Consider the following 26,764-nt stretch of genomic DNA (forward strand, 5'->3'; position numbering starts at 1 on the left):
GACCTATACCCGCAAGCTATACGAGGTGCTGCTGTCCTACCGCATCGAACATGCGATGCGCAAGGACGAGATCCTCGAGCTGTACATGAACAAGATCTACCTCGGCCAGGGCGCCTATGGCTTCGCCGAGGCGGCCGAGGTGTATTTCGGCAAGCCTGTGGGGCAACTGACGCTGGCCGAGTGCGCGATGCTGGCGGGGCTGCCGAAGGCGCCCTCGGCCAACAACCCGGTGGTCAACCCGCGGCGCGCGCGGCAGCGGCAGGCTTATATCCTGCTGCGGATGTTCGAACTCGGCCGCATCGATCGCGGGCAGTACGACGCGGCGCTGCTGGAGCCGTTGAGGTTGAAGTAGGACCGCCGGCGCCGCGGCCTTGGGGCATGCCGCGGCCTGCGCACCGAGGCAAGAGCCGCCTTGCGGCATGTCACATCGGCACCGGGAAACATCCCCATCGATAAGCGGATTCGTCTGACACCCAGGCAAAGAGATCTCCACCAACATGCAATGTCGCCGCATTGCACGGAGGTCTCCCATGCCACGCCAATCCGATCCGCGCTTCGCTGTCGCCGCTGGCGACGAAGCTGACTTCGCATTCACCGCGCCCGCGCCTCGCAGCCTGCCCTGCCGCATGCTGCACCGCCGGGGACACGGCCACGGCGACATCCGGCCACGGAACGAGGAGCGGGCGTGACCGCCGGCGGCCAAACGCTGGCGGGCTGGCCGCGCCAGCGAGTACGGGGCGTGCAGGAACCCGCCTGGCACGACATGCCGGACATGCCGCGCCGCTGGCTATGGCTCGACGGCGCGGAGAATGCGGACCTGGAAGCCGAAGTCCGCGCCATCACCGGACGCTTCGATCATCAATGGATATGGCGCGAGACGGAACGCGAATACCAGCCACCCGGCTATCGTCACGGGCCCCTGCTGGTACCGCTGGACAAAGCGCTACTGGAACACTTTCTGGCGCACTGGGCACCCCGCCAGGCAGGCTTGCTGCTATTCAGCCGGGACGATGACGCCGGCTTGCTCGGCCACCTGCAGCAACTGCATCAGCTGATCGCTGCCGATGGCCTGCCTCTCTTCTACAGCCTCGGCGCCCCGCGCGCGCTGGAAGAACTCTGCGAGGGCCTGCCGGCCCCGCGCCTGGCCGAGACACTGGGCCCGATCCAGACCCTCGTGTGGCGCACGCCAGAGGAACAAGGCGGCCAATGGCTGTGCGCCGACAACCCCGACGCGCACGCCCCCGCACTGTCGCCCCGCCACCACGTCGCGCTGACATCCGAAGACGAGGCCGCGCTCGGCCACGCCAGCCACGCCTGGTTCATGCGCGACAACGTGCGCCATTTCACCCGGCTCCACGCCGCCTTCGCCGATCCCGCAAACCAACAGGAATTGTGTCGCCAGCTCACGGCGTTCGCCACGGAAGCGGAAAAACTCGCGCTGACCCTGGAGCGCGACGTGCGCCACTACATGGCGCTGCGCCTGGCCTATCCGCAAGCGCCCTTCGCGACCGACGCCGAACTGCGCGCCGGCCTGACACAGCGACACATGGCAGGCCTGCAGCGCCTGCATGCCCTGGAAGACCGCCTGCGCCGGATCTCACCCATCCCGGAAAAGGGACCATCGACATGACCGCCGCCACCGCGCGATGCCCCAGGGCATTGCAGCCTCCCCACGCCAGCGCCAAGCGCGTAGGCAAGGCTATCTCGCCGCCATCGTGCGAGCACGGTATCCCGCTCTACCCGCTGCGTTACGGCGTAGCCGGCAAGGTCCTCGACCCCGCCGGGAAGGAAACCCCGTTCATCGGAGAAGGCCTCGCCACGCTCAGCCTGGCCGGCTATCCCGCGCTGGTGGGCGGCAAAGGCTACGGCCTGCGCGTCCTGCGTCCGCGCAGCTACGTCTACCTGTGCTTCTTCCGGGACGGGCGCATGTGGACCCGGCACTACCAGGTCACCGACGACATCCGTTTCGCGCACATCTGGTGGACCCAGGCCGACTACGACGGCGATGCCCCCGGCCGCGCCGCACGGCCCGACGAATCGGGCGCCGTGCGCTACCTGCTGGCGCCGCACGACGCCAGGGACGGCACGGCCTTTGTGCTGGTCAGCGACACCATCCTCACCCATGCCGCCCTGTGGCGGATCGAGAAGGACGAGGGCGGGCTGCGCTCGATGCTGGCCACCGGCATCAAGGCCGCGCAGGGCGCAGGCCAGCGGCATGCCTTCGATGCCGCCTGGCTGACCCAGGTGCACGAATTGCAACCCCGCCTGCAAGGCAAGCCCAGCGTCTTCGCCTGGAGCGAGACCCGGCCCGATGCCGGCGAATGCCAGTCCATCCTCAATGCCATGTACGTGGCACGCATGCCGCGCACGGACATCGTGCCGCTGGCGGTGGTCGTGCACGACCTCGCCGGCATGCTCAGCGAACTGAACTTCCTCGTCAACGCGCGGCTGGACGAACTCAACGCCTACTCGGCCGAAGCCGGGCGCAAGCTGCGCGTGTCCAGCCTGGTCGACCAACTGGGCGCGCAGGCCGCCCGACAGGCCGAACTGAAGGCACTGCGGGACGACCCCGTCGGCAGCGCCATGCCGCCCGGCAGCGGCGGCGGCGCGGCCAATGCCGCGCGCGATCGCGCCTACCAGGCCGGCCTGGCCGCCAGGGCCGGGCGGCTCGCGTTTGCCAGGGAAGACGAACGCCTGCGTTTCGCTAAGGACCATCCCGGGCAGCGCGACCAGTTCGTCAGGCAGGTCACGGTTGCCGCAACGGACCTGTGGTCGGTGTACCAGGCGCAGAAGGCCCGCTTCGACCTGATCGTGGCAACGCACGATGCCGGCGACGACACCGCCGCGCTGGACCTGCGCTGCCTGGTCGGGCAAATCCTGCCCGGCCTGATCCAGTGCAAGCCCGGCAATGACCATCTCGCCGCGCAAGTCACCCCGGACGGTCCCGCCGGCCTGCTCAAGTACGCCATCATGGGCCACCCCGACATGGCCAAGTACGTGGGCAAGGCGGCGGGACAGGTGCGCCGCCTCGCCATCGACCCGATGCTCAAACCGTTGCAGGAACTGCTGGGCAGGCTGCCGCCCGATGGCGCCTCCCAGCAACTCAGCCTGATGATCGGCGCGCTCGTCTCCGCCGGCAGGCTGAAATCCCCGCATGCCTACTGGACCAGTGTCTACCGCCCCATCATGGAAGTACTCGATGGCGAAGTGGCCCGGCTCCACGAGATACCGCTGGACGGCATCGGCGAATGGTTGCGCAAGCAGACCGGACAGCACGGCATCAACGGCTTCCGGCCCCAGACAGCGGCGCAGGCCGCGCATGCGCTCATCGACGTCTATGACACACAGGGCGTGGCGGCGCAACAGCACGCCATCGGAAAACTTGGCGGGCGCCTGCGCTTCTGGCACAACGCCAGGATCGGGCTGAGCGGCGTGGCGCTGTTTGCTTCCGCCTATAGCGCAGGCGCTGCATTCAAGGCCTTGGGCAAGGAAGACGGCCTCACTTTTGCCCATGCGCTCGATGCCGGCGGCAAGCTGCTGGGCATCGGCGCCGGGCAAGCCGGCCTGAGCCGCGCGTATTACGAAAAGCTGCGCGATCAGGCACGGTTGCGTGGGGATACCAGGGCGGCCGAAGCGTTGGATGYTATTGCCAGGGGATTCGAGCGGTGGGCGATCGGGATTGCGGCGGGGGCGGCGGCAGTGATGGCGATCAAGGATGGGGTCGTTGGTGCAGCTGCCACCGAGCAAGGGGATGCCGCAGCAATTAGCGCTGCCACAGGTATTTTGCAGGCGGTTATCGCCGGTGTTGGTGGCCTGCAACTACTGGGCAAGTTAGATCTGATGGTAGATACGCTTGTGTACATGCAGGCCTCTCGCTTTGCTACCGTGCGAGGCCCGGTCGCTGTTGCTCGCGCCGGAAGCGGCCCCATCGGCTGGTTCCTGCTCGCAGCGGAAGCCATCTATATGGTCGGCCGCTCCTGGCACGATCACGTGGCCGACGAAGCCAAGATCACCGCGTGGATCGCCCGCAGTACCTGGGGCAACCGCAAGAACAACGCGTATTTCAGCACCACGCCCGCTCCGCCCTTCGCCGACGACGTGGAAGAACTGCGCGAGTACTACCGCCTGTTCCTGCAACCGCATATCGAAACCGACATCGCCGTGCTCAAGGTACTTGGCGCCGCCACGCCGATAGGGCAGATCATCCACGGCCCCGGGCTGCCCGCCGATGCGCGCACCATCACCGTCGCCCTGCCGGGCTGGCGCCCGCAGATCAGCCACTACAAGGTCACGCAGCAGCACGCTGCCGACTTGCAGCACCCCGCCGGCCGCATGGTCACGCACGAAGACCCGGGACAGATCAAGCTGGTCGACGGCGTGGGCTACCTGACCATCACCTCGGACACCGTGCTAGGCAAGACGGCCGTGGAATACCGGCCGAACGGCTTTACCGATCCCGACTTCATCCTGGCGGAGAGCAACTGGCTGTGAACAACCACGAAACGCCGGAAATCACGTTTCCCCCTGCCGACCCCAAGGCGGATTTCGAGCGGCAATGCGCCCTGCTCGACGAGCGCAGCGATTTCAGCCGGCTGCCGGATATCCGCTACGCAATGTATCCCGGCGATCTCTGGTTCAGCGATGACCTGTCCGACGGCGCCCTCTTCAACGAGCGCTATCTGGAGCCCGACATGCGGGGAGAAGTCAATTTCTACATGTACCTGGCGACGGGAATATTCAACTTTGCTCTGTTCACAGTGCTGGTAATGCTTCCGCTTTCGGGGGAAATAGAGAGTGGCCTGGAGTTATTGTTCGCACTCCTGAACTGCATCCCGTTCGGCCTGTTCACGTGGGGATTTCTGTGGATGGGGAGTGGCCCTGGTACGAGAGTGAGATTCAATCGCCAAGCCCAATTGGTTCATGTTACGACTTACGACAAAGGCGTCGTGTCTCTACGATGGCGTGATGTCAGACCTTATGTTCTGTTTGGCAATGACTATCGACTTCGCCTATGTTTCCCCGTCCCCTATGGCCAACTGTCACATTGGACACCCATTACCTTCAGACGCCTATTTCTGAAATGGCCTCAGATGATCGGCGGCCATTTCGATGATTCCGATGCAGCCAGCTTCGGCAGTTGCATCGAACGCCTCGAATTCATCCGCCGCTACATGGAGCATGGCTTCGACGCGGTGCAACCGCATCCCGAGGCCGTCGCGTCGGGGCTGGCGCGCAAGCCAAGCGGCTTCCCGCCCGAGCGCAATAGGCTCCTGCCCAAATGGCTCTCCCCGAGCCGATGGGCTTACTGGTTCGCCGCCGGCCCGCTGGTGGACCGCTGGCTAGCCCGCGAGGCCCGCCAGTTCCAGTGGCCCGAGGAGGTAGAACAGCTCTGCGCACCCGGTGCAGACCTGTCCGACTACGACACCACGCCGGTCAAGTCACGCACCACGGTCTACTACCGTTATGCCGGCATGGGCAAAGGCATCGTCTTCGTCGACCGCAATGGCAAGGAGATCCGTCTCGCCGGGCGGTCATCATGATGGAGGAGTCATTGCCCGTGAGCCAGACTCAGAACACGTCTTTTCCGCCGGGCGATCCCAAAGCCGATTTCGAGCGGCGATGCGGAGTGCTTGACGAGCGCAACGATTTCAGCCGGCTGCCGGATATCCGCTACGCCATGTACCCCGGCGATCTCTGGTTCAGCGATGATCTGTCGGACAGCGAGTTGTTCAATGCGCGCTATCTGGAACCGGATATGGAAGGCGAAATCAACTTCGTCGTGTACTTGCCAATGGGCGGGTTCACCTTCGCGCTGTTTTCCGTCCTCGTGCTTGCCCCTTTGTTCGGCGAAGTCAAGAGCGCGACGGACTTGCTGCTGGGACTTCTGGCCTGCATCCCTTTCGGGCTGATCGCATGGTTCTTCCTTTGGGCTGGCGGCGTCAGCGCTAACAGCAGGCAGCGATTCAATCACCAAGCACAATTGGTCCACGTCGTAACACATGACCATCGCGTCGTGCATTTGCCTTGGCGCGAGGTAGCTCCCTTCGTCGAACTCGGCACCGACTACCGACTTCGCCTCTGCTTCCCTGTGCCCTACGACCAACTGACGCACTGGGACCCCATCACCTTCCAGCGCGCGCTACGGGATCGGCCTTACACGGTCGGTGGCGCTTTCGATGTCGTGGACTCCGCCACCTTCGGCCGTTGCCTGGAACGCCTCGAATTCATACGCCGCTACATGGAGCTTGGCTTTGACGCCGTCCAGCCGCACCCCGAAGCCATCGCCGCAGGGCAAGTGCGCAAGCCGAGTGGCTTCATGCCCGACCGTAAAGGGCCGTTGGCCAAATGGTTCTCCCCCAGCCGATGGGCTTACTGGTTCGCGGCCGGCCCGCTGGTCGACCGCTGGATCGCCCACAAGGCCCGCCAGTTCCAGTGGCCCGAGGAGGTCGAACGGCTCTGCGCACCTGGTGCAGACCTGTCCGGCTACGACACCACGCCGGTCAAGTCACGCACCACGGTCTACTACCGTTATGCCGGCATGGGCAAGGGCATCGTCTTCGTCGACTGCAAGGGCAAGGAGATCCCCATGGGCAGGCAGTCGTCGTGATGGCATGCGCCGCGCGGGCCATGCAGCTCGACCGCGCGAGTCCGTGCTTACGCTGCAGCACCCCGCCCGCCCCCTCCGAGCCGCGATGTCAGCCAAACTCCGATCCCGCCCGCCCGCGGCGCCTGCTACGCTGGAATGACTCCCGGCCCGCCAGGCAGCAGAAAATGGAATCCCTCTGGACCGACATCTACGGCACCTTCCGCGCGGAATTCGCCGACGTGCCCGACATCAAGGAAGCCACGCGGATCCTGATCCGGCTCTCGGTGGCGGTGATCCTCGGCGGCCTGATCGGCTACGAGCGGGAGACGTCCGGCAAGGCCGCAGGCCTGCGCACGCATATGCTGGTGTCGCTCGGTTCGGCGCTGTTCGTGCTGGTGCCGCTGCAGGCGGGCGTGCCACTGGCCGACATGAGCCGGGTGCTCCAGGGCCTGGCCTCGGGCATCGGCTTCCTGGGCGCGGGCGCCATCATCAAGCTCAATGACGAGGGCAGCATCAAGGGCCTGACTACGGCGGCCAGCATCTGGATGGTGGCCGCCATCGGCGTGGCGGCGGGGCTGGGGCGCGACGCCACGGCCGTATTCGCCACCTTGTTCACGCTGGCGATCCTGGAAATCCTGCAGCGCTGGAAGCGCGGCTGATCACTGGTGCTCGGCCTGCTGCTCCGACTTCCGCAGCGTCACCGCAAGCAAGGCGCGGTGGCGCGTCACGGCCTGCACGACAATGTCGTCCAGGCCGGTGGCGCCGCCGCCATCCAGCAGCTCCAGCAGCGCACGCCGCATGCGCGGCTCCCAGAAACGCTTGATATGCGAGGCGATGTCCGCGAGCGCTTCTTCCCGGTCCGGCATGGCTTCGAAGAAGCTGCCGATCTGGTTCGCCATCTTGACGAGGTTGTCCGTGTTCATGCCTGTTCCGTCCTGTCCTGCAGGCGTTGGGGATGGGTATAGACCACGTGGCGGCCGTCGCGCACGAAGCCTGCCAGGGTGACGCCGGCTTCCTGCGCCAGGCGCACCGCGAGCGCGGTGGGGCCGGACACCGCGGCGAGCAGGCCGACGCCGGCGCTGGCGGTCTTGAGCACCATTTCATAGCTGGCGCGGCTGGTCACGAGCACGGCGCCGCGCGCGATGTCCTCGCCGCCGCGCGCCAGCGCGCCGATCAGCTTGTCCAGCGCGTTGTGGCGGCCCACGTCTTCGCGCACCAGGCCGACCTGCCCGTCGGGGCGCAGCCAGGCGGCGGCGTGGGTGGAGCCGGTGTGGCGCAGCAGTTCCTGGCGCGTCTGCAGCTGCGCGAAGGCGGCATACAACGCGGCGCCGCTGAAGCTGGCGCTGCTGCTGACCGGCGCCGGCGCGCGCATGACTTCCTGCAGCGATTCGGTGCCGCACAGGCCGCAGCCGGTACGGCCGGTCATGGCGCGGCGCCGCTCCCTGAAGGCCGCGAACGCTTCGGCGGCGATGCGCAGGCGCACGGTGATGCCGTCGCAGCCCACCTCGGTGTCGATCTCGTAGATGTCGCGCGGGCTGGCCACCAGGCCTTCGCTCAGGCTGAAGCCAAGCGCGAAGTCATCCAGGTCGGCCGGGGACGCCAGCATCACCGCGTGCGAGATACCGTTGTACTCGAGCGCGACCGGCACTTCCTCGGCCAGTTCGTCGGCCTCCAGCGCAACCAGGCCCAGGCGGCTGCGCCCGACCTCGAAGGTGCTATGGGTGGGCGGCTCGGCATCGCCGGGCGCCCATCCCGCGCCGGAGCGGATCGCGGTCATGCCGGGCCAGCCTCCGCGCTGGCCGCCTGCAGCAGGCGCAACTGCTGCGCGTTGAAATCCTGGTACTGGCGCTGCCATTCGGACGGCTGCGCCACCGGCATCACCTGCACCGCCGTGACCTTGTACTCGGGGCAGTTGGTGGCCCAGTCCGAGTTGTCGGTGGTGATCACGTTGGCGCCCGACTCGGGAAAGTGGAAGGTGGTGTAGACCACGCCCGGCTGCATGCGCTCGCTGACGATGGCGCGCAGCACGGTCTCGCCAGCGCGGCTTTGCACGCCGACCCAGTCACCGTCCTTGATGCCGCGCTCCTCGGCATCGTGCGGATGGATCTCCAGGCGGTCCTCGTCGTGCCACATCACGTTCTCGGTGCGGCGCGTCTGCGCGCCCACGTTGTATTGCGAGAGGATGCGCCCGGTGGTGAGGATCAGCGGGAAGGCGCGGTTGACGCGCTCGGTGGTGGGCACGTAGCGCGTGATGATGAACTTGCCCTTGCCGCGCACGAAGCTGCCGATGTGCATGGTGGGCGTGCCGTCTGGCGCGGCCTCGTTGCACGGCCACTGGATGCTGCCGAGCTCGTCCAGGCGCGCATAGCTGACGCCATGGAAGGACGGCGTGAGCCGCGCGATCTCGTCCATGATCTGCGACGGGTGGGTGTACTCCATCGGGTAGCCCAGCGCATTGGACAGCAGCACGGTGGCTTCCCAGTCGGCGTAGCGCGCCTTGGGCGGCATCACCTTGCGCACGCGCGAGATGCGGCGCTCGGCGTTGGTGAAGGTGCCGTCCTTCTCGAGGAAGGACGAGCCCGGCAGGAACACGTGCGCGTACTTGGCGGTCTCGTTGAGGAAGATGTCCTGCACSACGATGCATTCCATCGCCGACAGCGCCKCSGCCACGTGYTGCGTGTTCGGGTCSGACTGCACGATGTCCTCGCCCTGGCAGTACAGGCCCTTGAAGCTGCCCGACAGCGCGGCCTCGAACATATTGGGGATGCGCAGGCCCGGCTCCGGATTGATCTCCACGTTCCAGGCCGCCTCGAACTGGCCGCGCGTGGTCGAGTCCGACACATGGCGGTAGCCCGGCAGCTCGTGCGGGAAGGAGCCGATGTCGCACGAGCCCTGCACGTTGTTCTGCCCGCGCAGGGGATTCACGCCCACGCCTTCGCGGCCGATGTTGCCGGTGCACATGGCCAGGTTGGCGATGCCCATCACGGTGGTGGAGCCCTGCGCATGCTCGGTCACGCCCAGGCCGTAGTAGATCGCGGCGTTGCCGCCGGTGGCGTACAGGCGCGCGGCGCCGCGCAGTTGCCCGGCCGGGATGCCGGTGACCTCCGCCATGGCTTCGGGCGAGTTCTCCGGCAGGCTGACGAAGTCGCGCCATTGCTGGAACGCTCGGTCCTCGCAACGCTCGGCGATAAAGGCGTCGTCCGCCAGCCCTTCGGTGATGATCACGTGGGCCAGCGCGGTGACCACGGCGACGTTGGTGCCCGGGCGCAGCTGCAGGTGGTAGTCGGCGCGCACGTGCGGCGAATCGACCAGGTCGATGCGGCGCGGGTCGATCACGATCAATTTCGCGCCGGCGCGCAGGCGCTTCTTCATGCGCGAGGCGAACACCGGGTGGCCGTCGGTCGGGTTGGCGCCCATCACCAGGATGACGTCGGACTTCTCGACCGAACGGAAGGTCTGCGTGCCGGCCGATTCGCCGAGCGTCTGCTTGAGGCCGTAGCCGGTGGGCGAGTGGCAGACCCGCGCGCAGGTATCGACGTTGTTGTTGCCGAAGGCGGCGCGCACCAGCTTCTGCACCAGGTAGCCTTCTTCATTGGTGCAGCGCGACGAGACGATGCCGCCGATGGAGTCGCGGCCATGCTCGGCCTGGATGCGCTTGAACTGCGAAGCGGCGTAGGCGATGGCCTCTTCCCACGAGACTTCGCGCCACGGGTCGGTGATCTTCGCGCGGATCATCGGGTTGAGGATGCGGTCCTTGTGGGTGGCGTAGCCCCAGGCGAAACGCCCCTTCACGCACGAGTGGCCTTCGTTGGCCTGGCCGTCCTTGTACGGCACCATGCGCACCACTTCATTGCCCTTCATCTCGGCCTTGAAGGCGCAGCCCACGCCGCAGTACGCGCAAGTGGTGACCACGCTGTGCTCGGGCTGGCCCATGCGGATGATGGAGGTCTCGGCCAGCGTGGCGGTGGGGCAGGCCTGCACGCAGGCCCCGCACGACACGCAGTCCGACTCCATGAAGCTGCCGCCCTGCCCCGCCGTCACGCGCGAGTCGAAGCCGCGCCCGCTGATGGTGAGCGCGAAGGTGCCCTGCGTTTCCTCGCAGGCGCGCACGCAGCGGTTGCACACGATGCACTTGGAAGGATCGTAGGTGAAATACGGGTTGGATTCGTCCTTGGCCTCGGCGCGGTGGTTGGCGCCGTCGTAGCCATAGCGCACTTCGCGCAGGCCCACTACGCCGGCCATGTCCTGCAACTCGCAGTTGCCGTTGGTGGGACAGGTCAGGCAGTCCAGCGGGTGGTCGGAGATGTACAGCTCCATCACGCCGCGGCGCAGGTCGGCCAGCTTGTCGCTCTGCGTGCGCACCTTCATGCCGGCTTCGGCCGGCGTGGTGCATGAGGCCGGATAGCCGCGCCGGCCTTCGATCTCGACCAGGCACAGGCGGCACGAGCCGAAGGACTCGAGGCTGTCGGTGGCGCACAGCTTGGGCACGTTGACGCCGGCCTGCACGGCGGCGCGCATCAGCGAGGTGCCGGCCGGCACCGTGATGTCGACCCCGTCGATCTGCAGCGTGACCTGCTCCTGCGCCTCGCTGGGGGGCGTACCAAAGTCGATTTCGTTGCGTGTGTTCAAGGCGGGCTCCCGCATTTCTTCGCTGGTATCTTGCTGGTTCAGTGGCATCAGGCAGCCTTGGCGGGCACGGCCACGCCAAAGTCTTCCGGGAAGGCGTCGAGCGCCGACAGCACGGGGTACGGCGTCATGCCGCCCATGGCGCAGAGCGAGCCGCCCAGCATGGTGTCGCACAGGTCGCGCACCAGCTTCACATGCTTGACCGGCTGGTCGCCGGCGATGATCTTGTCGATCACCTCCACGCCGCGCGTGGAGCCGATCCGGCACGGCGTGCACTTGCCGCAGGATTCGATGGCGCAGAATTCCATCGCATAGCGCGCCTGCTTCGCCATGTCCACGGTGTCGTCGAACACCACGATGCCGCCGTGCCCGAGCACCGCGCCGAAGGCGGCGAACGCCTCATAGTCCATCGGCGTGTCCAGGCGCGACACCGGCAGGTAGGCGCCGAGCGGCCCGCCCACCTGCACCGCGCGGATGGCACGGCCGCTGCGCGTGCCCTGGCCGTAGTCTTCCAGCAGCTCGCGCAGGGTCACGCCGAAGGCCTTCTCCACCAGGCCGCCCTGGCGCACGTTCCCGGCCAGCTGGAACGGCAGCGTGCCGCGCGAGCGCCCCATGCCGTAGTCGCGGTAGAACTGCGCGCCGCGCGCCAGGATCAGCGGCACGGTGGCCAGCGAGATCACGTTGTTGATGATGGTGGGCTGGCCGAACAGGCCTTCGAGCGCCGGCAGCGGCGGCTTGGCGCGCACCACGCCGCGCTTGCCCTCGAGGCTTTCCAGCAGCGCGGTTTCTTCGCCGCACACGTAGGCGCCGGCGCCCTTGCGCACTTCCAGGCAGAAGCGCCGCCCGCTGCCGCGGATATCTTCGCCGAGCCAGCGGGCCGCCTGCGCGATGTCGATGGCGGCCTCCAGCATGGCGATGGCGTGCGGATACTCCGAACGCACGTAGATATAGCCGTGCTCTGCCCCGACCGCCAGGCCGGCGATGGTCATGCCTTCGATCAGCATGAAGGGATCGCCTTCCATCACCATGCGGTCCGAGAAGGTGCCGGAATCGCCCTCGTCGGCGTTGCAGACCACATACTTGACGGGCGAGTTCGCGTTCAGCACGGTCTGCCACTTGATGCCGGTGGGGAAGGCTGCGCCGCCGCGCCCGCGCAGGCCGGAATCGGTGACCTCGCGCACGATCTGCGCGCCGTCCAGCGCCAGCGCGCGTGTCAGGCCGGCAAAGCCATCGTGTGCGAGGTAGTCGGCCAGGGAGAGCGGATCGGTGATGCCCACGCGGGCGAAAGTCAGGCGCTCCTGCTTCTTGAGGAAGGCAATCTCGTCGGTGAGCCCGAGCGCCAGCGCATGCGCGCCGCCGGCGAGCAAGCCCGCGTCGAACAGCGCCGGCACGTCTTCCGGCGTAACCGGGCCATAGGCCACGCGGCCCGCCGCGGTCTGCACCTCCACCAGCGGCTCCAGCCAGAACATGCCGCGCGAGCCGTTGCGCACCAGCGTCACGGCGGCGCCGCGCGCCGCGGCCTCGCGCGCGATGGCGTTCGCGACTTCGTCGGCGCCCATGGCGAGCGCGCTGGAATCGCAGGGGACGAATACGGTAGTGGTAGTCGTAGCGGTCGCGGTGGCGCTCATGCTGGCACCTCCGCGCTGCGCTCGCAAGCGGCGAGCAGCGCGTCGAAGCGCTGCGGCGTGACGCGCCCGGCCAGCTTGCCGTCGATCATCACGGCCGGGCCGCAGGCGCACTGCCCCAGGCAATAGACCGCCTCGAGCGTGAATTCGCCATTGGCGGTGGTCTCGTGGAACGCGCAGCCGACGGCGCGCTCGGCGTGCGCGGCCAGCGCCTCGCCGCCCACCGACTGGCACGCCTCGGCGCGGCATACGCGCACCACGTGGCGGCCGGCCTTGCGCTCGCGGAAGTCGTGATAGTAGGTGACCACGCCGTGGACTTCGGCACGCGACAGGTTCAGCGCGCGCGCGATCTCGGGCAGGACCTCGGACGGCACATAGCCAACCGCGTCCTGGATCTCGTGGAGGATGGGCAGCAAGGCGCCTGGCATGTCGCGGCGCGCCGCGATGATGCCGGCGATCTGCGCGCGAGCCGGCTCGCGCAAGGCGTCAGCGGCGGGTAGGGACATCGGATCTCCTGGTGAAGCAGCACGGGCCGGCGCGTTAGGGCCGGCGGCAGACGGTGCGGCGCATTGGCTTGCGCGTCTTGCCAGGATCTGCTGCGGGGTGCGGCGACCGTCGTGCAGCCACCGCTTTATATGCTATTTTTTTCATATCTGGAGGCCGTCCGGCGGGCTTCAGCCATGCTGCACTGCCACTTCGAGCGACATCCTCCCGCTTTCAGTGCCTCTTTGAGCGGACTATAGGCAGTTGGATGCATTCGAGCAATATGCTATTTTTCACATATGATCCGCATTTCCATAGAGCCCCACCTGCAGGTCCGCGACGACGATTCCGGCGCCGGCCCGGCGCTGGACGTTTCGCGCCTGGTGACCTTGCTTGGCCTGATCGAAAGCACCGGCAGCATCAGCCAGTCGGCGCAGGCCGCCGGCCTGTCCTACCGCTATGCCTGGGGCATCCTGCGCGACGCGGAAGCCCTGTTCGGCGGCGCGCTGATCGCCAAGAGCCGCGGCCGCGGCACTGCGCTGTCGCCGCTGGCGCAGCAACTGGTGTGGGCCAGCAAGCGCATTGCGGCGCGGCTCTCGCCCACGCTGGAAAGCCTGGCATCGGAGCTGGAGATCGAGCTCAAGAAGCTGGTGAACCGCGCCGAGCCTGCGTTGCGCCTGCACGCCAGCCATGGCTTCGCCGTAGCCGCCCTGCATGATTTCCTCGATGCGCACCAGGTGCGCCACGACCTGAAATATTGCGGCAGCCTCGAGGCGGTGGCCGCGCTCGCCCAGGGTGGCTGCGACATCGCCGGCTTCCATGTGCCGATCGGCGAGTTCGAGCAAAGAACACTGGCCCGCTTCGCCACCTGGATCCGGCCCGAGACGCATCTGCTGATCCATCTGGCGGTGCGCTCGCAGGGCATCTTCGTGCGGCCAGGCAATCCGCAGCGGATCACCAGCCTGGGCGACCTGTGCCGGCCCGACGTGCGCTTCGTGAATCGCCAGACCGGCTCGGGCACGCGGCTGCTGCTGGACCTGATCCTGGAGGCGCGCGGCATCGACAGCAGCCGCATCGAGGGCTACAGCAACGGCGAATTCACCCATGCGGCGGTGGCGGCCTATATCGGCAGCGGCATGGCGGATGCGGGTTTCGGCGTGGAGACCGCCGCGCGGCGATTCGGCCTGGATTTCGTGCCGGTGCTCAAGGAGCGCTATTTCTTCGCCATCGAGCGCGAGCGGCTGCAAAGCCCGGCGCTGGCCGGCGCCGTGGCGGCACTGCGCAGCGGCAGCTTCCGCCAGGTGGTGGATGCCCTGCCCGGCTACGACGCTACCCTCACGGGTACGGTGCTGACGCTGGAAGAGGCGTTCCCCTGAGGCGGTGCAAGGCGCTCGCCGGCGACCGCCGCCGGGCGGCTATCGGGCGACCACCGGACTGCCGCCGCGCCACCATTGGGGGCCGCTTCTGCCCTGCTAGCGCAAAGCCCCGGAAGTGTCTTCCAGGCGCTCGACACGGATGGCCGGCGCCCAGGTGCCCGGCTGGTTTGGGCGCACTACCACGCCGGTGACCGTCACCTCGCGGCTGCCCAGCGCCCGGGCCTGCTCCACGGGAAGCGCGTCCAGCACCCAGACCGCGCCGTCTGCCGTGACCAGCATCGGCTGCTGGAACAGGGCGCTTCCCTTGACCATTACCTTACCGGTGAGCGCGATCACGCCCCCGGCCGGCACCGCGTGCACGCAGGCCGCCAGTACGGCGCAGAGCGCGGCGATCAGGATCAGGATGCGGTGCATGGCGTGGTCGGTGCGGGCCTGTCAGTACACCACCACCGACAACGTCGCGCCGGCCGGAATGCGCACGGTCTCGCTGAACGTGGCGCCGGTGTTGGTGCGCACCACCGGGAAGCTGCCGTAGGGCTGCAGCGTGGGGGCTACCGAGCCTGGCAGCTTGCGCGTGGCGCGGTACTTGTCCGGATCGATCAGCGGCAAGGTGAAGCCGCCTTCGACGCGGGCCGGGTAGCCAAAGCGCGCCGGCGAGGACGCCGCCGGCATCAGCGAATTGCTGGTCACGCTCCAGCGCAGCAGTTCCTGCTCGAAGCCGGAATCCGCGCGCGCAGTCTTGATGGACTGGTCGAGCACGGTCTTCGAATCGGTGCTGCTGGTGCGCGAGAGCAGGTCCTTGTAGAAGGCCAGGCCGAGCTGCCGGTCGAGGAAGCCGCCGAAGCTGCCCGATACCGAGTAGCTCTCGCAGGTTGCGCCGAAGCCGGTGAAGCTCATCAGATTGCAATTGAAATTGCCGTTGCCGTAGCTCACGTAGTCGCGAAAGCGCACGTCGCGGATCGCGTTGAAGGTGGCGTCGACGGTATAGCTGGCGAAGTCCTCCATCATCATCGCCGACATCTCCTCCAGCCAGGTATCGAACGCGTACTGCGGGCCGGCCTTGACGCCGCGGCGATAGAAATTCTGCATGTGCATGCCTTCATGCGCCATGGTCATCTTCATCGACTTCAGGCCCTCGGCGCCGCCCAGGTAGAGCGTCTCGGAATCGAGGTAGAGCGACAGCGATTCGTTGCTGCGCGCATCTGATGTGTTCTTCAGGTTGTGCAGGCCCCAGAAGTAGCCCACCGTGCCGTACGGCGTGTTGTTGTTGTCGAAGTTGAGGATGACGATATCGACCGGCTGGCCGGTGCCGGAAATCAGGTTGCTGTAGCTGTGCGGCCCCCACATCGGACCGCCCACCGAGGTCAGCATGTCATAGATGCCGCCGGCGCCGGCGAAGCCCGACGCAAGCGAATCGACGATGGTGTTGCTGATCTTGCTGCCGGTCGGGGTCCATTCCGTGGTCTCCACCCAGAAGTTGACGATGGTGCCGTCCTGGCCGGGAACGCTGCGTTCGAGCGTGGCCGAATGCCGCGTGCCGTCCGTGTGGTACCAGCTCTTCACGTCACCGATCACGGAGGCCTGCGGCGGCGGCGGCGCCATCCCGGAGAAGCTGGCGGTGTGCTTGGTACCCGCCAGCGCGGCCCAGCCCGAACGGTTGAACTCGGATATGTCGCGCAGGGTCTGCTCGTCTTGCGACGAACCCGTGGCCTGCGCGGATTGAATCGAGAGGTTGCCCACCACCGGCTGGATCACCGACAGCGACAACGCCGGCATGGGCTGGGCCGTGGCGCCATTGGTGTAGAGCAGCGTGACAGCCTTGCCGTTCACTCCGCCGATGGCCACCGACAGGTCGGCCGCGGTGCCGGCGGTGTTGGACGCCTCCCAGATTCCCGTGCCGCTGCCCGCGTAGTTGCTGCCGTCGACCGCGCCACAGCCGCTGCACGCAGGGGCCAATGCCGGCGCCGGCACCGAGGGAACCGGGACGACGGGCGGGCTGGCCGTCGCCTGGGTAGCTGGCGCATCGCCCCCGCCACCTCCACAAGCCGCCAGCATCGCGGCGGCCAGGAGTGATGCGATCACGCTGGCGCGCGCGCGGATTCCGGTGTCCGACATTCTCTTCTTGCTCCGTTTCTGGGATGGCAGCGCAGCCTCGGCGTGCGCATTGACAACGCCAATATCGGCATCCGCCGATCGGAGCTTTAGTACCGGATGTGCCTCATGTGGCGCTGGGCGCCGGCGTGTCAGCCGCCGCCGCCACCGCGCCAGCGCCGGTACATGGCCATGAGCGGCGTGGCCGAGGAGCCGTGCAGCGCCACCGAGAGCACCACCACGCACAGCGTGGCGTCGGCCAGCAGCAGGGCATGGCGTGGATCGGCACCATGCGCGAGGGCGTATGCCAGGTAATAGACCGAGCCGATGCCCCGCACGCCGAACCATGCCACCAGGCGGCGCTGGGCGGGCTGCAGCGCCGCCCCGGCGGTGCTGAGATACACGGCCAGCGGGCGTACCAGCAGGATCAGCGCCAGCCCCAGGCCGAGGTATTCCCAGCGCAGCAGCCGCGCCGACAGCAGCGCGCCCACCAGCACCATCACGCTCAGTTCGGCAAGCCGCTCGAGATCCAGCGAGAACTCGCCGACGATATGCGCCAGGTAGGCCGCAGCCTTGTCGTGCTGCACCGCCGTGCTTTCCTGGCCGACCAGCGCGGCCGACTCCAGCACTTCGCTGGGCTCTGTGTCCACGTTCTCGGCATGCTCCACATGCCGCATCGCCAGGCCGGCGGCGAACACGGCAAGGAAGCCATAGCTGTGTGCAGCCAGCGCCGCACCGTAGGCCGTCCCGATCAGGCCGATGGTGAAGAAGCTCTCCATGCCGAGCGCGCCACCGTGACGCTTGCGCAAGGCCAGCACCGCGCGGCTGCACAGCCAGCCCATGCCCCAGCCCAGCGCCAGGCCGGCCAGCGTGGCCCACAGCAGCTCGGCCCACAACCAGTGCTGCCAGGTGCCGCCCGCCCCGCGCGCGCCCATCAGCCCGAGCGCGAGCATGACGAAGGGAAAGGCGGCGCCATCRTTCAGCCCGCCCTCCCCGCTCAGGCTGAAGCGCATGCGATCGCGGTCCTGCGGGTCAGCCACCTGCACATCGGAGGCCAGCACCGGATCGGTCGGCGCCAGGATGGCGGCCAGCAGCAGCGCCACGCCGGCCGGCAGCCCCATGAGCAGCGTGCCGATCGCATACAGCATGGCAATGGTCAGCAGCATGCCCAGCGTGGCCAGCCGCAGGGGAATGCGCCAGATCCGCTCGCGCGGATGCACGCGCAGCCGCAGCCCCACCGCGAACAGCGAGACCAGCAGCGCGATCTCGGTGATCGTTTCCAGCACCACGGCATGCCCGCGGTCGGCCAGGTCGGCCCGGATCAGGCCCATCCCCGACGGCCCGAGCGCGATACCGGACACGAGGTACAGCGCGGAAGCCGAGACCGGCAGGCGCTTCATCATCGAGCCGATCAGCCCCATGGTGATCAGCAGCGCGCCGATGACCCATGCCCAGGTGCCAAGCAAGCGGGTACCTCCGGAGGCTTCTGCGGGATCGCCAGGATTCAGGATCCGCAGGATTGGTCGGACGGATGCGCGTTGCCGGCTCGCGGGCGGGCATCCAGCGGGCATCCATATTGCGGCGCACCGCGCAGACCAATACGCAAGCGCGCCATTGCACGCGGCCATGGCCGCGCCGCAGCATGCCAGGCAATGCACGGCGCCCGCCGTCATGCAAGAATGGCCGGCGGCATTTGAAAAAATTACCGGCGCAAAGGGCAGGCCCATGTCACCAACACGTTTTCTTGCACCGATGCTCGCGCTGCCGCTGGCCGGTCTGGGCGCGTGCTCCACCGCGGATGTGCTCAATGGATTAACCCAAAGCAAGGCGTATGCCCTGAGCGCCGGCGTCCCCTTTGCCAGCGGCGCACGGGGCAAGCTCGACGTCTACGCGCCGCGCGAGCCGGCATGCGGCGGCAAGGCGCCGGTGGTGGTGTTCTTCTACGGCGGCACCTGGAGCAGTGGCGAGAAGGCCGACTATGCCTACGTCGCCGCCGCGCTGGCCGCGCGGGGCATCCTTACCGTGATTCCCGACTACCGCCTCTATCCCGAGGTCGGCTACCCCGATTTCCTGGCCGACAACGCGCGCGCGGTCGCCTGGACGCGGCGCGAGATCGCCAGCTATGGCGGCGACCCGCAGCGCCTGTTCGTGATGGGCCATAGTGCCGGCGCCTACAACGCCGCCATGCTGGCGCTCGATCCGCGCTGGCTGGAAGGCGTCGACATGAGCCCGGCACAATTGCGCGGCTGGATCGGCCTGGCCGGGCCCTACGATTTCCTGCCCATCGAGAACCCGCAGGCCAGGCCCGTGTTCCACCATCCCGACTACCCCGCCGGCTCGCAGCCGATCGACTATGCGCGGGCGGGCACGCCCGCCGCCTTCATCGGCGTGGATGAAGGCGACCGCCTGGTCAACCCGCAGCGCAACTCGGCGCAGATGGCGGCCAGGCTGGAACAGCGCGGCGTGCCCACGCAGTACCGCAGCTACGCGCGGCTCTCGCACACCTTGCTGATCGGCGCCTTCTCCGATCCCCTGCACTGGCTGTCGCCGGTGCGCGACGATGTGGCCGATTTCGTGCTGCGCCGTGCCGAATGCGGGAGCGCGCCATGAGCGTGCCGTCGCCCTGCATCAAGATCTGCAAGTTCGACGAGGCCACCGGCTACTGCAAGGGGTGCCTGCGCACGCGCAAGGAATGCAAGGCGTGGAAGGAACTGAAAAAGAAGAAGCGCAGGAAGATCATCGCCGCGAGGCCGGAGCGCGAGGTGGCGCTGCGCGATGCCAGGAAGAAGGGCTGAGGCAGGGAAAGCGCGGCGCCACGGACGTGGTGGCGCCGGTCGGCACCGCCGCGGCCGTGGCGGCGATCAGTAGATCTCCGGCACCACCATGGCCTGTGGCACCGGCTGCCGCGTGTAGTCCTCGTGCCGCTCGCGCTGCGGCAGCACCACCGGCGGCTGCACGCGCTCGACGTAGGGCATCTGCTGCAGCAGGTGATGGATGCAGTTCAGGCGCGCCTTCTTCTTGTCGACCGCCTGCACCACCCACCACGGCGCCTCGGCGATATGGGTGCGCTCCAGCATGATCTCCTTGGCGCGCGTGTAGTCCTCCCAGCGGCGGCGCGACTCGAGATCCATCGGGCTGAGCTTCCACTGCTTGAGCGGGTCATGGATGCGGCTGAGGAAGCGCAGGTTCTGTTCGTCGTCGGAGATCGAGAACCAGTACTTGATGACCTGGATGCCCGAGCGCACCAGCATGCGCTCGAACTCCGGCACGGAGCGGAAGAACTCCTCGTACTGGTCGTCGGTGCAGAAACCCATCACGCGCTCGACCCCGGCGCGGTTGTACCAGCTGCGGTCGAACAGCACGATCTCGCCGGCGGCCGGCAGGTGCGAGACATAGCGCTGGAAATACCATTGCGTGCGCTCGCGGTCGTTGGGCGCGGGCAGCGCCGCCACGCGGGCCACGCGCGGATTGAGCCGCTGCGTGATGCGCTTGATCACGCCGCCCTTGCCGGCGGCGTCGCGCCCTTCAAACAGGATCACGACCTTGTGGCCGCTCTCCACCACCCAGCTCTGCAGCTTGACCAGCTCGCCCTGCAGGCGGAACAGCTCGCGGAAATACTCGCGGCGCGCAGCGCGCTCCTCTTCGTCCAGGCCGCCGCCGCCTTCGCCGAACAGCGTGTCGACGTGGTGGTCTTCCAGCTCCAGTTCGAGTTCTTCGTCATAGTGATCGGCCACCTCGCGGTGGATACGCCGGATCAGCTCGCTCTCGTCTGGTCTCATCGCACACTCCTCTTCGCATCAGCACGCCAGCCTAGCAGCAGCATGTGACGGCGGTATGAACGGGCGCCACTGCCGTCCGGTGGCGTTCAGTAGTCTTCCTGCTTGCGGAACGCCCAGCGCCCGGCCAGCACGGTGAAGCTGGCCACCAGCACCACCAGCACCCAGAAGCCGTGCGGGTGGTCCGCCAGCGGAATGCCGCCCACGTTCATGCCGAAGAAGCCGGCCACGATATTGATGGGCAGCGCCAGCACCGTCACCAGGGTCAGTGTAAACAGCGTGCGGTTGGTCTGCTCGTTTAGCTTGGCGGCGATTTCTTCCTGCAGCAGCTTGATGCGCTCGACCAGCGCCGCCAGGTCGCTGAGCACCAGCGAGAACTCTTCGGTGGATTCGCGCAGGTCCTGGCTGTCCTCCTCGCGCAGCCAGTCCGGCGGCCGGTTCAGCAGCCGGAACAGCGCGCCGGGCTCGGGCGCCAGCAGCCGCTGCAGCCGCACCAGCCCGCGCCGCATCGAGCCCAGCTCCACACGGTTGCCCTGCAGCCGCTGCGACAGCAGGCGGTCTTCGATCAGGTCCACGTTGGCACTGGTTTCGCGCACGATGCGTACCAGCACGTCGGCCTGGTCGCGCAGCAAGTGCACCAGCAGCGACAGCGGCGAACTGAACAGCTCGCCCTGCTTGACCGAGGCGCGCAACTGGTCCACCGAGCGCAGCGGCTTGAGGCGGGCCGTCACCAGCAGGCGGCGGTCGGCGCAGGCCCACAGCGTGGAGATATCGGTGGAAGTGACGCCGAAGTTATAAATGACGTCGTTGACCACGGCCAGCAGCGCCGCGTCGAGGCGTTCGATACGCGTGGAACGGGAGCCCTCGCGCAGCGCCTCGAAAAACCCTTCAGGCAGGTCCATCTGCCCTTTGAGCCAGCGCTCGCAGGCGCTATGGGCGAGGTTGAAGTGCAGCCAGATGAATTCGTCGCCAGGCGGCGGCGCCTTGAGCCAGGCGGATGCGCTGGCCGAGTCGATGGGCTGGCCCGGCTTTCCCGGCGGGAAGCGGAAGCCGCTTACCAGGCCGACCGGATCGGAGCCGTAGCCGGCTTCGACGATAGCCGCTTGCATGTATTGCCTCTTCGATTGCGCGAAAACGGCACATTAGCATGACGGCATGACACGGGGCAGAGGTCTGCCGGGCGGCGCCGGAGACCGGCGCACGCGGCCCCGTGGGTTCAGCCGAACTTGCGCCGCGCGTCCAGCGCCAGGCCCGAGCCGATGCCGCCGAACAGGTCGCCCTCGATGCGCTGCGCGCCCGGGATCAGTTCGGAAAGCCGCTCGCGCAGCAGCGGCACGCTGCTGGAGCCGCCTGTGAACAGCACGGTATCGATGCCATCGGCCTGCACGCCGGCGTCGCGCAGCAGGGCCTGCACGGTCTGCTCGGTCTTGCCGACCAGCTTGCCGATCGACTGGTCGAAGTCGGCGCGGCTGATGGCCATGGTCTCGCCCGGCGCGATGCGGCCCAGGTCGAGCTCGGTCTGCGGCTCGGCGGACAGCGCGATCTTGGCCGCTTCCACCTGGATCGCCAGCCAGTGGCCGGCACGCTGCTTGATCAGGCTGATCAGGCGGTCGAGCTTGACCTTGTCGGCGGCGTCGCGATAGTTGTCCATCACGTGCGACCACGCCTTGCGCGTGTACACCAGGTTGATGGTGTGCCAGCTCGCCAGGTCGAAGTACTGCCCCGACGGCATCGCCTTGCCGTTGCGCAGCTCGCTGCCCAGGCCGAGGAAGGGCATCACGCTGGCCAGGCTCAGGCTCTTGTCGAAATCCGTGCCGCCGATATGCACGCCGCCGTTGGCGAGGATGTCGCCGCGCCGGTCGGTCTTGCCGGCGCGCTCGGGCGACAGGCGCACCAGCGAGAAGTCCGAGGTACCGCCGCCGATGTCCGCCACCAGCACCAGTTCCTCGCGGGAAATCGTCGCTTCGTAGTCGAAGGCCGCGGCGATCGGCTCGTACTGGAACTCGATGTCCCTGAAGCCGGCGTCGGCGGCGATTTCGCGCAGGGTCTGCTCGGCAAGCTGGTCGGCCTTCTGGTCTTCGTYGATGAAGAACACCGGGCGGCCCAGCACGACCTGCTCGAAGCGCGCGCCCGCGACGCTCTCGGCACGCTGCTTGAGTTCACCGATGAAATGCGCGAGCAGCTTGCGGAACGGCATGGCCTGGCCCATCACCTCGGTGCTGTCCTCCATCATCGAGGTGCCCAGCAGGCTCTTGAGCGAGCGCATCAGCCGCCCCTCGTAGCCGGCCAGGTAATCGCCGAGCGCGGCGCGGCCGTAGCTCACCAGCGGGTCTTCGGCATGGAAAAAGATCACCGAGGGCAGCGTCAGCTTGCCGTCTTCGAGCGGCAACAGCGTGGCCTGGCCCGGACGGACCCAGCCCACCGTGGAATTGGAGGTGCCGAAATCGAGGCCGCATGCGTTTGACGTCATGTTTCTTGTTTCTTTCCTGCTGCAAAAATGAAGCCCTGAATCATAGCGCGTTCCTGGCAAGCGAACGGTCCGGCCGGCCCCGGGGATGGTCAGGCCGGCGCGTTGAGCAGGGCGAGTATCTGCTGGTGCAGGCGCGCATCGCCGCAGGCGACCACGGTGCCGCCGTGCTGCGCATCGCCACCGCTCCAGCTGGTCATCACGCCGCCGGCACCCTGCACGATCGGGATCAGCGCCTGCACGTCGTATGGCTTCAGGCCCGCCTCGACGACCGCGTCCACGTGGCCGGCGGCAACCATGCAATAGGCGTAGCAGTCGCCCCCGTAGCGCTGCATCCGGGCGGCATCCGCGACGCGGCGAAAGGCCGCGAACTGGGCCTCGTCCTCGAACATCTCCGGCGTGGTGCACRTCACCTTGGCCTGCGCGAGGTCCGCGCAAGGGCGCGTGCGCAGCGGCTGGCCATTGAGCCAGGCGCCGCGCCCGTCGCCGCTGAAGCGCTCGCGCGTGAAGGGCTGGTCCATCACGCCGAGCACCGGCCGCTGGCCGTCGTTGAGTGCGATCAGCGTACCCCACAGCGGCAGCCCGGTGATAAAAGCCCGGGTGCCGTCGATCGGATCCAGCACCCAGGTCAGCGGCGAACTGCCGGCCACGCGCTCCTCCTCCTCGCCCAGGATGCCGTGCTCGGGGTAGCGTGCCCGGATCAGGGCGCGCATGGCATGCTCGGCAGCCTTGTCGGCCTCGGTGACCGGGTCGAAACGCCGGCCGCCCTTGTCCTGCACCGCGGGCGCGCTGCGGAAGTACGGCAGGCTGGCGGCGCCGGCCGCTTGCGCGAGCTGGCCCGCGAAGTCCATGTATTCGGTCAGTTGCTCGGCGGTGAAAGGCATCTCGGGGTCCTGGTGCGGTACGGCGGGGGCTGTCCCCGGGCGGGGAATGGCGCAGCGCGTCCGGGAAGCCAGCATTGTAGCGGCACGCACCGTGCAGGCCCTGCCCCGGCCGGGCGGCGCGGAGCCTGGCGCCGATTGTCTTTGGCGCCGTGCCCGCCCGATGCTAATGTCAAGCGTGCGGGTAGCCGTTTCCTGCCTCGCCCAACAGCCCGTTCCCCTTGCGCCGCGCGCCTGCCGCGCCCCCTCCGAGCTTGCTGAGTGACCCCGGGCATACCCCTTGCCGACGCGTCCGCGCTCCGTAAAAAAATTTCGGCGCGCGTGTAAGTTCGTGGCCTGACCGTCGACAAAAGCACATAGAACGCTGCAGCGCCACGCCCTCATCCCATCCGGACCCCGGCGCGCGTTGCGCAATATCGCCCGCTCCTGGAGAACGACGGTGGAGACAAATCAGCCATCGCGGCCCGTACCCGGCCGCCGCGGACATACGTCCGCCATCATCCAGCCTGGCTGGGTGCGCCTGACCCACTGGCTCAACGCCATCGCCGTCGTCATCATGGTCCTCAGCGGCTGGCGCATCTACAACGCCTCGCCGCTGTTCGGCCTGCGCTTTCCGAATGACATCACGCTCGGCGGCTGGCTGGGCGGCGCGCTGCAGTGGCACTTCGCCGCGATGTGGCTGCTGGTGGCCAACGGGCTGTTCTACCTGTCGATGAACGTGCTGACCGGCCGCTTGCGCCGCCGCTTCCTGCCGCTGTCGCTGCGCGGCGCGCTGCGCGACATCGGTGCCGCGCTGCGCGGCCGCCTGGCGCATGCGGACCTGGCGCAATACAACGCGGCGCAGAAGGCGATGTACTGCGGCGTGGTGCTGATACTGGTGCTGACCGTGTTGTCCGGCCTCGCGGTGTGGAAATCGGTGCAATTCCCGTTGCTGCGCACGCTGATGGGCGGCTACGACGCGGCGCGCTGGGTCCATTTCGTCTGCATGAGCGCCATCGTGCTGTTTGTGGTCGTGCATGTGGCGATGGTGGCGCTGGTGCCGCGCACGCTGCTGATCATGCTGCGCGGCCGCTGAGTACCCGCTTCCCCCCACGCAAGAGAGCTCCCATGACCAAGCCCAAGACCATCGCCGTGCCGGACCGGGAACTGATCCTGCGCGATGCTGCGCGCGCACTCGACATGCCCTCGCGCCGCCTGTTCGGCAAGCGTGCCATCACGCTCGGCGGCTTGTCGCTGCTGACCGGTTGCAGCATCAGCGACGACGCCTCCGTCGAGCGCTTCCTCGCCGCGGTGTCGCGCTTCAACGACCGAGTGCAGGGCTGGCTGTTCGATCCCGACCGGCTGGCGCCGACCTACGATGAATCCCGGCTGACGCGACCGTTCCCGTTCAACGCCTTCTACGGCGAGGATGAAGTGCCGCAGGTGCAGGCCGATGGCTTTCGCCTCGAAGTGAGCGGCCTGGTCGCGCGCAAGACCCCGTGGACACTCGAGCAGCTCTACGCGCTGCCGCAGACCTCGCAGGTCACGCGGCATATTTGCGTGGAGGGCTGGAGTGCCATCGGCAAATGGGGCGGCACGCCGTTCTCGACGTTCCTGCAGCGGGTGGGCGCGGACACCAGCGCCCGCTACGTCGGCTTCCGCTGCGCCGACGACTACTACACCAGCATCGACATGCCGACCGCGCTGCATCCGCAGACCTTGCTGACCTTTACCTACGACGGGGAAAGACTGCCTCCCAAATACGGCTTTCCCATGAAGCTGCGCATGCCGACCAAGCTTGGCTACAAGAACCCCAAGCACATCATGGCGCTGTACGTCACCAACACGTATCCCGGCGGTTACTGGGAAGACCAGGGATACAACTGGTTCGGCGGATCCTGACCCGCATGGATCCGCGCGAAGAATCGGCCGGCATGGTGCCGGCCTGCACACTGACCACCCCAAGGAGTATTCCATGAACAAACTGTTCGCAGCCCTGCTCTCGGCCACCATGCTGCTCGGCGGCCACGCTTTCGCGCAGGACGCCATGAAGAAGGATGCCGCTCCCATGAGCAAGGACAGCAGCATGGCCAAGGACACCATGGGCAAGGACGCCATGGGCAAGGATGCAATGAGCAAGGATGCGATGAGCAAGGACAAGATGAAGAAGGGGCACGACGCCATGGGCAAGGACACGATGGGGAAGGACGCCATGGGCAAGGATGCGATGAGCAAGGACGCCACGAAGCAGTAGGGACATCGCCATCGCGCTCCCGCCTGCCGCGCAAGCGGCAGCCGTGCCGAAACGCCCCGCCCGAGCGCGGGGCGGCTGCTTTGTGCCTCAGGCATCTCCGGCGTCACGCTCCGCCCATCGGTACATACCCGCAGCGTGCCGCACTGAAAGGCGGATGAAAGCACCCGCGCCTACCGTGAATGGATAAGCCATCGGGGCCGCAGCCTGCGCGCGCCTGCTGTCGAGGATATCTCGTGGCACAACGATGCAGGCGGGGAGGCGGCGTCATGGATTTGATCGAGCATCTGGGCCTTGGGTTCTCCACGGCCCTGACCCTGCAGAACATAGGCTACTGCTTCCTCGGCTGCGTGCTGGGCACGCTGATCGGCGTGCTGCCGGGCATCGGCCCGCTGGCCACCATCGCCATGCTGCTGCCGGTGACCTACACGCTGCCMCCGGTGGCCGCGCTGATCATGCTGGCCGGCATCTACTACGGCGCGCAGTACGGTGGCTCGACCACCGCCATCCTGGTCAACCTGCCTGGTGAATCGTCGTCGGTGGTGACCACCATCGATGGCTACCAGATGGCCAGGCGAGGGCGAGCGGGGGTGGCGCTGGCCACCGCCGGCCTGGGCTCGTTC

General features: G+C 67.5%; 26 protein-coding genes. 14 read left to right on the top strand and 12 right to left on the bottom strand.

Annotated elements, in window-relative coordinates; translation table 11 throughout:
* The 7 genes from AC1DO7_RS21905 to AC1DO7_RS21935 form a co-directional block, all read left to right on the top strand.
* Nucleotides 1-352: transglycosylase domain-containing protein (locus AC1DO7_RS21905; RefSeq protein ID WP_477116560.1), on the top strand; the 352-nt coding region annotated here is incomplete at its 5' end.
* Between the two features lie 178 nt (nt 353-530).
* Nucleotides 531-689, top strand: a complete 159-nt coding sequence (locus AC1DO7_RS21910) for a hypothetical protein (RefSeq protein ID WP_441643352.1) — start codon at nt 531-533, stop codon at nt 687-689.
* The gene (locus AC1DO7_RS21915) at nt 686-1,630 is read left to right on the top strand and encodes a DUF4123 domain-containing protein (RefSeq protein WP_441612649.1); all 945 of its coding nucleotides are present in this window, start codon (nt 686-688) and stop codon (nt 1,628-1,630) included. Before AC1DO7_RS21910 ends, AC1DO7_RS21915 begins: the two co-directional genes overlap by 4 nt.
* Nucleotides 1,627-4,491 (top strand): toxin VasX, encoded by a 2,865-nt coding sequence (locus AC1DO7_RS21920; protein ID WP_477116561.1) that lies wholly within the window; start codon nt 1,627-1,629, stop codon nt 4,489-4,491. The genes AC1DO7_RS21915 and AC1DO7_RS21920 overlap by 4 nt, the downstream gene beginning before the upstream one ends.
* The gene (locus AC1DO7_RS21925) at nt 4,488-5,540 is read left to right on the top strand and encodes a hypothetical protein (protein ID WP_441612651.1); all 1,053 of its coding nucleotides are present in this window, start codon (nt 4,488-4,490) and stop codon (nt 5,538-5,540) included. The genes AC1DO7_RS21920 and AC1DO7_RS21925 overlap by 4 nt, the downstream gene beginning before the upstream one ends.
* 17 nt (nt 5,541-5,557) lie before the next feature.
* Entirely contained in the window at nt 5,558-6,607 is a 1,050-nt protein-coding gene (locus AC1DO7_RS21930) for a hypothetical protein (RefSeq protein ID WP_441612652.1), read from the top strand.
* 164 nt (nt 6,608-6,771) lie between these two features.
* Complete coding sequence (locus AC1DO7_RS21935; RefSeq protein ID WP_441612653.1) at nt 6,772-7,245, top strand: MgtC/SapB family protein; 474 nt, start codon at nt 6,772-6,774, stop codon at nt 7,243-7,245.
* Here the strand turns inward: AC1DO7_RS21935 and AC1DO7_RS21940 are convergent, their stop codons facing one another.
* From AC1DO7_RS21940 to AC1DO7_RS21960, 5 genes are read right to left on the bottom strand one after another with little or no spacing between them, the layout of a single operon-like run.
* Nucleotides 7,246-7,509, bottom strand: coding sequence for a formate dehydrogenase subunit delta (locus AC1DO7_RS21940; RefSeq protein WP_441612654.1), 264 nt, complete (start codon nt 7,507-7,509; stop codon nt 7,246-7,248).
* On the bottom strand, nt 7,506-8,363 hold the full coding sequence (gene fdhD, locus AC1DO7_RS21945) for a formate dehydrogenase accessory sulfurtransferase FdhD (protein ID WP_441612655.1): 858 nt from the start codon (nt 8,361-8,363) through the stop codon (nt 7,506-7,508). The genes AC1DO7_RS21940 and fdhD overlap by 4 nt, the downstream gene beginning before the upstream one ends.
* Nucleotides 8,360-11,215: a formate dehydrogenase subunit alpha gene (fdhF, locus tag AC1DO7_RS21950; RefSeq protein WP_477116562.1), complete on the bottom strand. Its 2,856-nt coding sequence runs from the start codon at nt 11,213-11,215 to the stop codon at nt 8,360-8,362. Before fdhF ends, fdhD begins: the two co-directional genes overlap by 4 nt.
* A gap of 47 nt (nt 11,216-11,262) precedes the next feature.
* Complete coding sequence (locus AC1DO7_RS21955; protein ID WP_441612657.1) at nt 11,263-12,840, bottom strand: formate dehydrogenase beta subunit; 1,578 nt, start codon at nt 12,838-12,840, stop codon at nt 11,263-11,265.
* A complete protein-coding gene (locus tag AC1DO7_RS21960) occupies nt 12,837-13,343 on the bottom strand; it encodes a formate dehydrogenase subunit gamma (RefSeq protein WP_441612658.1) in 507 nt (168 codons plus the stop codon). Before AC1DO7_RS21960 ends, AC1DO7_RS21955 begins: the two co-directional genes overlap by 4 nt.
* 276 nt (nt 13,344-13,619) lie before the next feature.
* On the opposite strand from AC1DO7_RS21960, the gene AC1DO7_RS21965 reads away from it, so the two are divergent.
* The gene (locus AC1DO7_RS21965) at nt 13,620-14,696 is read left to right on the top strand and encodes a substrate-binding domain-containing protein (protein ID WP_441643354.1); all 1,077 of its coding nucleotides are present in this window, start codon (nt 13,620-13,622) and stop codon (nt 14,694-14,696) included.
* A gap of 96 nt (nt 14,697-14,792) precedes the next feature.
* Here the strand turns inward: AC1DO7_RS21965 and AC1DO7_RS21970 are convergent, their stop codons facing one another.
* The 3 genes from AC1DO7_RS21970 to AC1DO7_RS21980 form a co-directional block, all read right to left on the bottom strand.
* A complete protein-coding gene (locus tag AC1DO7_RS21970) occupies nt 14,793-15,110 on the bottom strand; it encodes a DUF5818 domain-containing protein (RefSeq protein WP_441612660.1) in 318 nt (105 codons plus the stop codon).
* A gap of 21 nt (nt 15,111-15,131) precedes the next feature.
* Complete coding sequence (locus AC1DO7_RS21975; protein WP_441612661.1) at nt 15,132-16,811, bottom strand: M30 family zinc metallopeptidase; 1,680 nt, start codon at nt 16,809-16,811, stop codon at nt 15,132-15,134.
* A 128-nt stretch (nt 16,812-16,939) separates the two neighbouring features.
* Nucleotides 16,940-18,253 carry a cation:proton antiporter gene (locus AC1DO7_RS21980; RefSeq protein WP_441643355.1) on the bottom strand — a complete coding sequence of 438 codons (1,314 nt, stop codon included), beginning with the start codon at nt 18,251-18,253 and terminating at the stop codon, nt 16,940-16,942.
* Between the two features lie 259 nt (nt 18,254-18,512).
* Here AC1DO7_RS21980 and AC1DO7_RS21985 point away from each other — a divergent pair, with 259 nt between their 5' ends.
* Entirely contained in the window at nt 18,513-19,397 is an 885-nt protein-coding gene (locus tag AC1DO7_RS21985; protein WP_441612663.1) for an alpha/beta hydrolase, read from the top strand.
* Nucleotides 19,394-19,582, top strand: a complete 189-nt coding sequence (locus AC1DO7_RS21990; RefSeq protein ID WP_441612664.1) for a DUF1289 domain-containing protein — start codon at nt 19,394-19,396, stop codon at nt 19,580-19,582. Before AC1DO7_RS21985 ends, AC1DO7_RS21990 begins: the two co-directional genes overlap by 4 nt.
* 66 nt (nt 19,583-19,648) lie before the next feature.
* On the opposite strand, the gene ppk2 is transcribed toward AC1DO7_RS21990, so the two are convergent.
* The 4 genes from ppk2 to hisN form a co-directional block, all read right to left on the bottom strand.
* Nucleotides 19,649-20,566 (bottom strand): polyphosphate kinase 2, encoded by a 918-nt coding sequence (gene ppk2 / locus AC1DO7_RS21995; protein WP_441612665.1) that lies wholly within the window; start codon nt 20,564-20,566, stop codon nt 19,649-19,651.
* 86 nt (nt 20,567-20,652) lie between these two features.
* Nucleotides 20,653-21,672: a transporter gene (locus tag AC1DO7_RS22000; protein ID WP_441612666.1), complete on the bottom strand. Its 1,020-nt coding sequence runs from the start codon at nt 21,670-21,672 to the stop codon at nt 20,653-20,655.
* A 107-nt stretch (nt 21,673-21,779) separates the two neighbouring features.
* Nucleotides 21,780-23,033, bottom strand: coding sequence for an Hsp70 family protein (locus tag AC1DO7_RS22005; protein WP_477116563.1), 1,254 nt, complete (start codon nt 23,031-23,033; stop codon nt 21,780-21,782).
* 89 nt (nt 23,034-23,122) lie between these two features.
* Nucleotides 23,123-23,914 carry a histidinol-phosphatase gene (gene hisN, locus AC1DO7_RS22010; RefSeq protein WP_477116564.1) on the bottom strand — a complete coding sequence of 264 codons (792 nt, stop codon included), beginning with the start codon at nt 23,912-23,914 and terminating at the stop codon, nt 23,123-23,125.
* A gap of 436 nt (nt 23,915-24,350) precedes the next feature.
* Here hisN and AC1DO7_RS22015 point away from each other — a divergent pair, with 436 nt between their 5' ends.
* From AC1DO7_RS22015 to AC1DO7_RS22030, 4 genes are all read left to right on the top strand, one after another.
* Nucleotides 24,351-24,986 (top strand): cytochrome b/b6 domain-containing protein, encoded by a 636-nt coding sequence (locus tag AC1DO7_RS22015; RefSeq protein WP_441612669.1) that lies wholly within the window; start codon nt 24,351-24,353, stop codon nt 24,984-24,986.
* 32 nt (nt 24,987-25,018) lie between these two features.
* Nucleotides 25,019-25,792, top strand: coding sequence for a molybdopterin-dependent oxidoreductase (locus AC1DO7_RS22020; protein ID WP_441612670.1), 774 nt, complete (start codon nt 25,019-25,021; stop codon nt 25,790-25,792).
* 73 nt (nt 25,793-25,865) lie between these two features.
* On the top strand, nt 25,866-26,144 hold the full coding sequence (locus AC1DO7_RS22025) for a pentapeptide MXKDX repeat protein (RefSeq protein ID WP_441612671.1): 279 nt from the start codon (nt 25,866-25,868) through the stop codon (nt 26,142-26,144).
* Nucleotides 26,145-26,410: 266 nt separating this feature from the next.
* Nucleotides 26,411-26,764: tripartite tricarboxylate transporter permease (locus AC1DO7_RS22030; RefSeq protein WP_477116565.1), on the top strand; the 354-nt coding region annotated here is incomplete at its 3' end.

It is taken from the genome of Cupriavidus sp. 05N40 (genome assembly GCF_056397305.1).